Origin of the sequence: uncultured Nostoc sp., from assembly GCF_964245445.1 — a bacterium.
GTDB lineage: Bacteria > Cyanobacteriota > Cyanobacteriia > Cyanobacteriales > Nostocaceae > Nostoc.
Window position 1 is genome coordinate 1 of sequence record NZ_CAXTNE010000282.1, and the last position, 9,733, is coordinate 9,733.

Below are 9,733 nucleotides of genomic sequence, written 5' to 3' on the forward strand. Positions count from 1 at the left end.
TACTGACAGCATACCGTTACGTGAGCTTTCTTACTTTTCAGACATCCTCTAAGAGAAACACCGTCTTCGTTCAAATCTTCAAGTGCCAGAATTCTGGCGTAGCTGACTTTTACCCCATGCGCGGCATCGATTGTGCCCCAGGCTTGATAATGAAATTGTTTACGGCGAGCGGGAGTTTCCTTAATAAATAACACCAATGCCAGAATCAAACTCATCGTATCAGCTCCTTCTAAAACTTTTGCAAGCAAGGAGTTTTCTTCGGCAATCACAAAAATTCCTGACCAGATAATCACTGCGCTCGCAGCTACTAACCAAACGGGTGCAGCCCAAAACACCCCGATTAATCGCTGCAAAACTCGCCTTGGCAAAGTTTTCCACTGTTGATTTGAGACTTTTGCCTGAAACTCCTGAAATCGCTGCTTAAATTCAGTTTTTGAGTTTGTCGATTCCTCCGCAGCTGTTGCTTGTTCGGAGGTTTCTGTCTTCTGCCCTTGAGTCACCTGTGGCGAAGCTTTTTTGACTGCACCCTGCAACATCTGTGCGCTGATCGTGCTGTAAGCATCTGCCCACGCTTTTTTGAGTTCTGGTGTCCAATCGTCGTGAAGATATTGCTCAAATGTGAGTAGCAGGGCTTTTCCTATGGCAGGATATTGCTTAGGAAGCGACCCATAGCCAACATGTCTGGCTCCTAGTGAGTTAAGAAGAGGGCTTAAAGCACTGGGATTGCGAAGATTTTCAACGACTAACACCAGCGCGTTCAATAACTTTTTCTGCTGCTTTTCCATCTCAGTATTGGCAAACAAAGGTTTCACCTCTGGATAGGCAGCAAATAAGTTTTCGTAGAAGCTAGCAACGAACTCATCTGCACAAGGTTTAATCCGCTCAAAACTTTGCTCTAACAGTTCAATATTAAGAGACATAACTATAGATTTAGGCTCTTTAGTTCTTCTGACACCTTAGCCAAAAATTCTGTAGCATTCGTAATCCCCATCTCCCAATGGCTTCCACTCCTGACTGCTGTAATCCAAATCCAAACCCATGACCTCTTGCTTGAGTCCAGTAGGCGATATTTGATGGCTTCTCCATTAGTTCACAAGTGATTCTGAGCAATTTTACCTCCAAGATGTTGGCTCTAGTTCTCGTAGTTAAACAAAAGGATAACAACTTTGCTAAATTGCTTTTTGGTGGGATAACAATCATAAACGCCATGTTTTGAGTTAATAAAAATTTGTCTAATTTCAAAAAATATCACTTGTCATGGCGCTCAAATCTGGTTCAAAATTAATCCATTCTGTCTCAATTTCAGCTTGTAGCTCTTGGGAAAACCTGTCTAAAGGTAAGTCATTGATATCGTAACCAAAAGGATTTTCAATTTCCACCCCAATATCTTCTATTCCTAAAAGTGCAAAGCTAATGATTCCTACAGTTGGGATAGTGAACCAATCTAGGGGCTGTACAAATTGAAAAGGTAAAGCGAAACAATATAATAATAATAATAAATGTTTTAAATGAATTGAATAAGGTTTAGGTAGCGGTGTATCTAAAATTCGTTGACAGTCCCCAAATAGCATTGTTATTTGGTCTAAAGAGCGATTTAACTCAATAAACGATCTATTACAAATTATGTTAGTGTTATCGCTTCTTTCGTCAAAAAGTTGTCCGAAATATTCGGCAAGGAAATTAATAACTCTTATCGGTATGTTATTAACTTCTTTTAATTGCAAATACTGCTCTTGTGTAATTATTTTTTGAACAGTGTTATAATCAATAACTTGATTTTTTAAATATGATTTAATAGCAATTATTAATAGCCCAACCAATCTAATGCTAGATATTTTTATTCTCAAGTCTTCAGGATTCTCTACTGGCACAATTACCCAAATATTTCGGCATAGAATCCGACTGGCACTGAGCAAGTTATACCAGATTTTACAACCTTCCCAAAATCTTTCATAAGCTGTATTAGTTCTAAAAACCAATAAAAGTCCAAGGACGACTCCGGGGATTAAACCAGCTAGAGTAGGTTGGTTGACAGCAAATCCCTTGTGATGGGCGATCGCAATTATCAAGGCAAATATCATAGTAGCTAGTACTCGTCGCCAAATGGCATGAATAACAGAACTTCTTAAATCAATTGCTAAATCTAACCATGTCGATTTTCTTATGAGTCTCACCATGTTATATCGTCTGCTTTACCTGTTTTTATTTGTTAGAGTTATATGAGTATTTTATTTTTTTAAGAATAGTAAAAATAGATAAGTTTAGATAACCGACTTCCTAAATAAGTCTGGTATTCGTCACCTTCATAAATAATGGAAAACACTACTAGGCGTTAGTTTCCTTAAACTCATTGGATTTAGAATTAAGCTTGCCTAAAATTACACCCAATTGCACAGCAAGTGTCCCAAATAGCATACTTCCTAACCAATAGAGGTTCTTGCGTTGGTTTTATGGTAGAGCATTAAAATCGCAGTTTTATAGAAAGGCTTAAAAACTTAAAACCCAGTCAAAGCAAAAAATCTAGCCTATCTTTAGATTTTATTTATTATTCTGTTCCATAAAATGAACTGAAGAACCCCAATAGATTAGAGCTATTGTTGTATTGTCTTTATCTATTTGGGTAAAAGTCTCTAATCCGTAATTATAAAAAGTGGTATATCCCTCTTTTGCCACTCTCGAAAAATAAGAATCGAAGCAAGATTCTGAAACTTTGATTTAGTCGAGCTTTAAGCCAATATTATCTAACAGTAACTAAAGTTTGTAGCCAAAACTGGAAAACTAAAGCTCTGAAAGGCTTTCAGCGATGGGCTTCTCCCAAAGTGACAAAAGAGTGATATGCACCGCAAAAACCAGTGGCGATCGCTAACCGAATTTCTGGTGAAAGGGTTTTAAACTTTTCCTCATTTAAGGTGTAAAACAAAGCAATCTATGGTTATTTTGCAAAATTCAGTCAGATAATAGCGACTTAAAGCACCAGGAACCGTACTGATAGCGATCGCAAGCACACCGAACAAAGTAACACTTTACAGCAATTAACATGCTCCTTAGCTAATCAAAACTACTGTCAGGCAATTTAATTAATGAAAATCAAAACCCTGTTAAAAATTATGTTATGAGGACAAGTCCGTAAAGTCTAATGCTTTATAAACATCGCAATTCTAACTTTTAAGTATACCTAATAAAATTAAGGCATTTACTATTATTTGTGCAACATTATTTTAAAGTTTTTTAACTTAAGTAGGAAAAGTAGGAAAAGTAAGAAAAGTAGGATATTTTGTATAAATCCTTGACCGCTCTATTAAAATGTTGTAATTTTCTAATTCAGAACTCAGAATTAATTTTGTGCAACTAGCAGGTAAAGAAACGGCTTTAAGACCTCCATCAAATCATCAATTTGGTCGTGCTTCTAGATGTTAGGTCTGAATCCCCTACTAATTGCATTCTGGCTCCTGAATTCTAACTGGCAAATTCTTTAAGCACTTTTTAGGATGTTCCCTATTTTCAGAAATCCTAAATTATGACTCCTGAATTTGAAAAAAGAATAGACATTTTAGAGATTTTAGCGAAATCGCGTTGATTCATTCAATAACTCAAAGTCTTATCCATGAAACTTCAAAAATTCTCTGTATTGCTTGCGATGACAACTTGTTCATCTATTCCTTTTATGTGTGCAGTCTCATCTGCTCAAGCTGCTGATTTCGCATTCAACACGAAATTTAGCAATGGATATTCAGCCATAGGTTCGTTTACAACCAAAAGTGGTACTCCGCCTTCTTTCTCAGAAACTAATCCAAATTTTCCATCGGTTCCATTTACAACTCAATTTTTACAATCTACGTCCTTATCAATTTTTGACTCTAACAATACACTTCTTCAAAGTGGTAGTGTGGTTAGTAACGGCATCTCAAATGATAAGTATTTGCGTTTAGATTACGATAGTTCTCTAACTAATAATCTTCCAGTATTAAATGTCAGCACAGAGACACCTAGTCAGAATCCGTACTACTTCATCGGCAATGACGTTGATACCAGTGGTATACCTGTTGCACCTGGTAGCACTAATTACAACCTCTTTTTGTTTGACAAAACTACTGACAAATATACTTTCTTAGGTGACACAACTAGCATTAAGGCAACACCCGTCCCTGAACCTTCTTCAGCAATCACTTCATTGGCACTTGCTGCTTTCGGTTTTGCTTTGAAACGGAGGCTGAAAAACAAGACTTAATCAAACTGTTCCGCAATCAATACTAGTCTAGTCTAAACTCCAGCAAAAATGATATCGGACAAATCAAAATTTTGCCCGGTAAAACCAAGCTTTCATCACTTTTCGTCCCTTACACTTACCTATTAATGAGCGTTTTAGAGGGATGTTTCATTTGGGATAAGTAAGTCGGCGGAAAAATTTATCGTTAAGTACAAAACTGTCAATAGTTAGACCTAAAAATCCAATTACCAGCATCAAATTTATGAGGTTCAAGCCGATAATTCTCATTAGTTCACTACTAGTTAGTGCTGGTGCAACTGTAACAACTTTTGCAGCCCCTGCACAAGCTTTCGTTTTGCAGAACACTTTTACTCTTCCTGAAGATATTATCGGCATTAAGCGGACATTCACTGATACCCAAGGGCGAAATTTAAACATCACCAACTTGAGTTCTCCCGAATTTTCTTTGAATTCAGTGACTGGCAACGGAACTAGCTCTGTAACTGCTAACTACTTTGGTGGAGCAGTTACAGCAAATACTCCATTCACTGTGGATCTGAGTATTGCCGACCCTCCTGGTGGTATTAGTTACATCAATACTAATAATGCATATACCCTGAGCAACGGAGTACCAACTCCCATTAATGTTTTTAGTGGTTCTGGGGTTATTTGTAGTACTCAAGGAGGTGGCATCCCTTATGAAGCAATATCCATTAGCCGATATCCTTCTGGAGACCTTACTGGATTAATTCAATGCCAGGGCGACACTTTCGGACGGATAAATAACACTACTAATGATATCCCTACATCTATCAGCGTCAAACCCATATCTAGTTATCAAGATACCAATACTTTAGGAACTTTTCCACCCGCTACAATCGTTACTGTCAAACCAGGATCTAATCCAAGTCTTGTGCGGACTAGTGCAGCTGTTCCCGAACCATCAGGAATACTAGGTTCATTAACCTTTGGTATAATAGGAGCTGTCTATCGATTAAAGCGCCAATCGAAGAAAGCTATAGCGCCTGGTAGCACTAATTAGAATCTCTTTTTGTTTGACAAAACTACCGACAAATATACTTTCTTAGACAACTAGCATTAAGGTAACACCCGTCCCTGAAACTTCTTCAGCAATCACTTCATTGGCACTTGCTGATTTCAGTTTTGCTTTGAAACGGAGGCTGAAAAACCGGACTAAATCAAACTGTCCCGCAATCAATACCTTTAGCAATTAACAGCAATTTTTAATTTTCACTACAAATTATCACTACAAAGGTTTCAAACATGAACATGAAAACGTTAAAACTTGTAACAACCTCTATGTTGTTATTTCTGTCAGTATTTTGTACTTCACTCGTTGTGAATACTCAACAAGCAAAAGCTGAAAACGGTTGCTCAAATAAAAGATTATTTGGAGCATATGAAATACAAGGTGGCGGATATTTAAATACCAGCACTTATGCCTTAAATGTTTTAGACACCTTTGATGGTAAAGGAAAGGTTGCAGGAACTATTTTGGTGAGGAGTATTGCAGGAAATGTGATAACTAATCTGCCTACCGAAGGCACATACAAAGTAAATAGCGATTGCAGCATGACTGCAACTTTTAAAAGAAGTGATGGGACAACTGCTAATTATAGTGGTGTACTCTACGATAATGGGAACAAGTTTGGTTGGACTCAAACCGATGTCAATACCGTTGTTAATCTTCAAGGTGAAAGAGTTATAAAACAAGGTAGAAACGATTAGACCAAAAAAACTTTAACAATTTGGTATAAGACGGCGTTTTGGTAGCAATCGAACACAAATTTACCTTCAGACAAACTTTGCCTAAAACAGAAACTAGGCAGGTCTTGCACATTTATTCTGACACTTTAACTTTTCAAACATAAAGCGATCAGTGGCGATTCAGCTTTCAATAATCTGTTTATCAACAATGCCAATGTTGCGATCGCGGGTTTGACCTTCGCCGATGATAGGGACAGCATTAGTGTCGGTAGTGGTGTTAACCTAACGGTCACAGACAGCCTTTTCCGCAACAACGGACAGGATGGTGTTGATATCAACGGCAACGATAGTACCGTTACGGTTAGAAATTCGTCTTTCATCAACAATTCTGATGACGGCATTGATTTTAATGGTAATGGCAACAAGCTGAACATTTCTGGCTTAAGCATTCTTAACAATGGTAATAATGGCATTGAAATTGATGCTAGTGACAGTACCCTCACAGTTAGTGATAGTAGCTTTACTGGTAACACTGGTGATGGAATCTGCCCATTCAATGATTTGTTTGAGTCAGCTTTTAGCCTTTTTACAATCGCAGCCAAAGAAAAACCCTTCCCCACTGCCGCAGACTTCGCCAAAGCAGTGCAGCAAGTCGCACCAACGGTTAAACGCGCCACAAAAAGCGAAAACCCTAAAACGCAATTGTGTAATTCTGTCACTGCTTCACAACAGTCACATCCTCGTTATGGTGAATCAGGAGTGATTGAGGCAGATGCACCGAATCATTGGCAGCAGATTGTTACTTTCAGCGATAGCGAGAGGGTGTTGATCAACAACACCGATTTGGATGCCCCAAGCGTTCCCTTTCCCAGAGAGCGCACTTACCCCGCAGAATATACCGAAGCGATGTCTACGACGGGCTACGCCTACGCTGCTATCGAAGAACGTCATAAACAGGAGTTAGAGCGACTTTCCCAGGAATTGAGGATTGGTTTGCAAACAGAGACTACAGCCAGAGCAGAAGAACAAGTACAAGAGCAGGTAGAGTCTTTACAAAAACTCTTCAAGCAACAAAAAGAGCAAAACATCCAGTTGCAGCAGCGCCTAGACGAAATGGAATCACTACGGCAGTTGGAGACCGAGAACCAACAGCTTAGGCAGCGTATTCAGGATTTGGAACGCGCCGTAGAGGAACGTCCCTCTCTACGAGACGCTACGCGAACGCAACAGTGGGGGAACACCATGAGCAAGCGAGTAAAGCATTGAACAAGAAAGTCCAGCAAGCCTTGGAGAAGACAATTGATCTGCGATCGCTGGCACAAGAACCGCCAAAAGAGAATGCCCAAGAATGTCTCCGGCTGATGGGTATGGCGTTGAAGAATCTCGCCAGTGCCATGAACAACACCCAAGCACTCGTTGCTGCTGCGATAATCCTGGGGAGTGAGCCGACACCAATTGCGATCGCTTGGTTCGAGTGGGCGTGGCGGGAAAGGATTGCGAGCGCGATGTCAGGGGGAGATGTATATACATCGGAGGGTGAGGCTTTTTGCCATTCTTGCGAATATGAGTTGATGCACATCTTGGACATTGCATAGTCGTCGCTTGAATTCATACTTCAATTATGCAACGCCAGAAAAAGGTCGGTTTTTGTCACTCATAGTTATGCCTTATCAAGATTTTGCAGCATAACTCCAGCAACCGCACTTTGCAACTTGCGATCGCGCCAATAGACTTGAGAATTTTGATTGTAAGGATTCTGTTGTGATCTATTTTGATGGCTCAACAGGCTTTGGTTTAGTTCTTCAGACTGCACACCATTACTCTGGTTTTAATAAATTGGGAGTGTGGTGTGTAGGACAAGCGTATCCCGCTCAAAGGCAGATTTGTTATATATGGTTTGACTCCGAGCGATCACACAAAGAGAATCTGCTGTCAGATATGTCCAGCAGGCAGTCGCACAGAGCGGACAATTCCCAAACCCAATGGTTATACTTTGCTGGTTTTTTTTAGCACACTACCAGAATTGGTAATGCCAACGCAGAGATGAGAGCGATCGCTCCCTTTAGCTTACGTAACCTTTTGGCTTTAGTAGTCAAAATTTTAACACCTTTAGCCTCTTGTTATTGCTACAACATAATCAATCTTAGTCCCCCTTTACTTACGTATTTTCTGGAACTTTACAAAATCAAGCTGTTAAATTTTACTCAATTTTTATTCAGCCTCAACCCCTAAAAGCTAAGAACTTTATAACAACTTGAGTAAGCTATTGACTAGCGTAACAACTCATTCTTACTTGCGAAAAATCAATGCGTACTAAAAGAGCTTTTTTATACACAATAACCTTAACTCTCAGCATGATGTTACTAGCTGGACAAAAAGCAAATGCCGGACAACTCTATAACAGTTGGGACTACGGTATTGACTCAAATAGCGATGGCTCTGGCGGAGCCGTTTTTGACATCAAAGGTATGGCTGTCAAGCAGTCAGGTGATAAAGTTTATGTTGCGCTCACTGGCGGTATGCCCTTGGGTGGGACAACCGACCCGAATGATTATTGGAATCAGGGTCACTCTGTCCACATTGGTTGGAGTGACTTGTTCTTTAACTTTTCAGGACAAGACTTTCAGACTGCTAGCAATAACGGGCAGTTATTTGCAGTCAAGTTTGCGGACTACGGCAGTGGCTTGTCAACGGGAGTTTATCAAGGAGTGACAGCCAAAAGTATAACTCAAGAGCATGGTGGCTACAGTAACTTGAAGTGGTATTATGACTGGGGTTGGGGTCAGAATAACACCCAAGGCACAGACTTCGCGACTGCACAAGATGTCTACAACTATTACTACCCGACTACAGTTGCTCAAAATCCAACTTGGGATAACACCCCGATTCTCAACGCCATTGGTAATGGTACGAAAGTGGGCAATATCTCCATGCTTAGTGACAGTGAGTTGAGTACCGCAGGACTCGATTTTGGACATTTTTCTGCCACAGGAGACTACACTATTGGGTTTGCATTTGACAAAGCGTTAATTGGCAGTGGCGATTATGTTAGCAACATTTTCTTAGAGTGCGGTAATGATGGAGATGCACTCAAAGGTAACTTCAAGTCTACTCCTGAACCGGATGCTGGCGCAGGCTTATTCATTCTCGGACTGGGCTTTTGGATGAAAAAGAAGCGTCAGCCTCGCAAAAGTTTATTAGCTTAAGGTTAAATACCACGCGTTCGTAATCTTAATAATTTACGCAATTGTGGCAAGAATGCTGGACGGCTGACTCATACGGTTCTCGGTAGATGCCCCTTTGTACTGGGATGGGTTACAGTACTTTTATCTCTGCAAAGAAAATTCTCTCAGACAGTGGGCTATTCATTTTCAAACCCGACAAGTCCATAGAGGACGGCCGAGAAACGGCTAGCTGGATGGTGAAAAATTTGCATGGCAGCCGAATGAAGGAATTTTGGGAGAAAGCCAATGTTGAAAATCAACAACCAGATTCTCTAAAACGAGAACCAAATGCTGAGATTTCAGATAAAGATGCTGCCCGTGAAGAAATACATGCTTTAAATCAAGCATCTATTTCAGGTCAAACTCAGTCAGAGCAAGGATTCTGTGAACCATTACGAACTGCTCAAGAACATCTCACAAACTCATCAAATGAGTTTGTGAGATGTATCTCTGACACGCTAAATGAGATTTTGCAAGTTGAGGCGACGCGCCCCCCAAAGGCGCGTGGCCGCAGACAGTTAAAGGCGTGTGAGAGAATTAAGTTGACATGCCTGTGGGAATGGACAGCACCACC

The 9,733-nt window shown here is 40.1% G+C and carries 10 protein-coding genes and 1 pseudogene; 7 read left to right on the forward strand and 4 right to left on the reverse strand.

What is annotated here, in order from left to right; genetic code table 11:
• The 3 genes from ACFE90_RS31540 to ACFE90_RS31550 all read right to left on the reverse strand — a co-directional run.
• On the reverse strand, nucleotides 1–920 hold a 920-nt coding region (locus tag ACFE90_RS31540), incomplete at its 3' end, for a globin family protein (RefSeq protein ID WP_375506273.1).
• A 318-nt stretch (nucleotides 921–1,238) separates the two neighbouring features.
• Entirely contained in the window at nucleotides 1,239–2,177 is a 939-nt protein-coding gene (locus tag ACFE90_RS31545; RefSeq protein ID WP_375506274.1) for a bestrophin family protein, read from the reverse strand.
• A gap of 620 nt (nucleotides 2,178–2,797) precedes the next feature.
• Nucleotides 2,798–2,920 (reverse strand): hypothetical protein, encoded by a 123-nt coding sequence (locus ACFE90_RS31550; protein ID WP_375506275.1) that lies wholly within the window; start codon nucleotides 2,918–2,920, stop codon nucleotides 2,798–2,800.
• Between the two features lie 684 nt (nucleotides 2,921–3,604).
• Between ACFE90_RS31550 and ACFE90_RS31555 the strand changes: the two genes are divergently transcribed.
• The 5 genes from ACFE90_RS31555 to ACFE90_RS31575 all read left to right on the forward strand — a co-directional run bounded on the left by ACFE90_RS31555 (nucleotide 3,605) and on the right by ACFE90_RS31575 (nucleotide 7,530).
• Complete coding sequence (locus tag ACFE90_RS31555) at nucleotides 3,605–4,228, forward strand: PEP-CTERM sorting domain-containing protein (RefSeq protein ID WP_375506276.1); 624 nt, start codon at nucleotides 3,605–3,607, stop codon at nucleotides 4,226–4,228.
• A 241-nt stretch (nucleotides 4,229–4,469) separates the two neighbouring features.
• Nucleotides 4,470–5,249: a hypothetical protein gene (locus ACFE90_RS31560; RefSeq protein ID WP_375506277.1), complete on the forward strand. Its 780-nt coding sequence runs from the start codon at nucleotides 4,470–4,472 to the stop codon at nucleotides 5,247–5,249.
• A gap of 248 nt (nucleotides 5,250–5,497) precedes the next feature.
• On the forward strand, nucleotides 5,498–5,956 hold the full coding sequence (locus tag ACFE90_RS31565; protein WP_375506278.1) for a hypothetical protein: 459 nt from the start codon (nucleotides 5,498–5,500) through the stop codon (nucleotides 5,954–5,956).
• 180 nt (nucleotides 5,957–6,136) lie between these two features.
• Nucleotides 6,137–7,201, forward strand: coding sequence for a right-handed parallel beta-helix repeat-containing protein (locus ACFE90_RS31570; RefSeq protein WP_375506282.1), 1,065 nt, complete (start codon nucleotides 6,137–6,139; stop codon nucleotides 7,199–7,201).
• A complete protein-coding gene (locus tag ACFE90_RS31575; RefSeq protein ID WP_375506279.1) occupies nucleotides 7,198–7,530 on the forward strand; it encodes a hypothetical protein in 333 nt (110 codons plus the stop codon). The genes ACFE90_RS31570 and ACFE90_RS31575 overlap by 4 nt, the downstream gene beginning before the upstream one ends.
• A 65-nt stretch (nucleotides 7,531–7,595) precedes the next feature.
• On the opposite strand, the gene ACFE90_RS31580 is transcribed toward ACFE90_RS31575, so the two are convergent.
• The gene (locus ACFE90_RS31580) at nucleotides 7,596–7,748 is read right to left on the reverse strand and encodes a hypothetical protein (protein ID WP_375506280.1); all 153 of its coding nucleotides are present in this window, start codon (nucleotides 7,746–7,748) and stop codon (nucleotides 7,596–7,598) included.
• Between the two features lie 493 nt (nucleotides 7,749–8,241).
• Between ACFE90_RS31580 and ACFE90_RS31585 the strand changes: the two genes are divergently transcribed.
• Together ACFE90_RS31585 and ACFE90_RS31590 are read left to right on the forward strand one after the other, a co-directional pair.
• A complete protein-coding gene (locus ACFE90_RS31585; RefSeq protein WP_375506281.1) occupies nucleotides 8,242–9,141 on the forward strand; it encodes an XDD3 family exosortase-dependent surface protein in 900 nt (299 codons plus the stop codon).
• Nucleotides 9,142–9,227: 86 nt separating this feature from the next.
• Nucleotides 9,228–9,733: pseudogene (locus tag ACFE90_RS31590) on the forward strand (hypothetical protein); the annotation flags it as partial.

Bases quoted from the DNA above. Each gene is read 5' to 3' on its own strand.
- ACFE90_RS31560 (WP_375506277.1), top strand. From the start codon at position 4,470: ATGAGGTTCAAGCCGATAATTCTCATTAGTTCACTACTAGTTAGTGCT.
- ACFE90_RS31585 (WP_375506281.1), top strand. From the start codon at position 8,242: ATGCGTACTAAAAGAGCTTTTTTATACACAATAACCTTAACTCTCAGC.
- ACFE90_RS31555 (WP_375506276.1), top strand. From the start codon at position 3,605: ATGAAACTTCAAAAATTCTCTGTATTGCTTGCGATGACAACTTGTTCA.
- ACFE90_RS31565 (WP_375506278.1), top strand. From the start codon at position 5,498: ATGAAAACGTTAAAACTTGTAACAACCTCTATGTTGTTATTTCTGTCA.
- ACFE90_RS31545 (WP_375506274.1), bottom strand. From the start codon at position 2,177: ATGGTGAGACTCATAAGAAAATCGACATGGTTAGATTTAGCAATTGAT.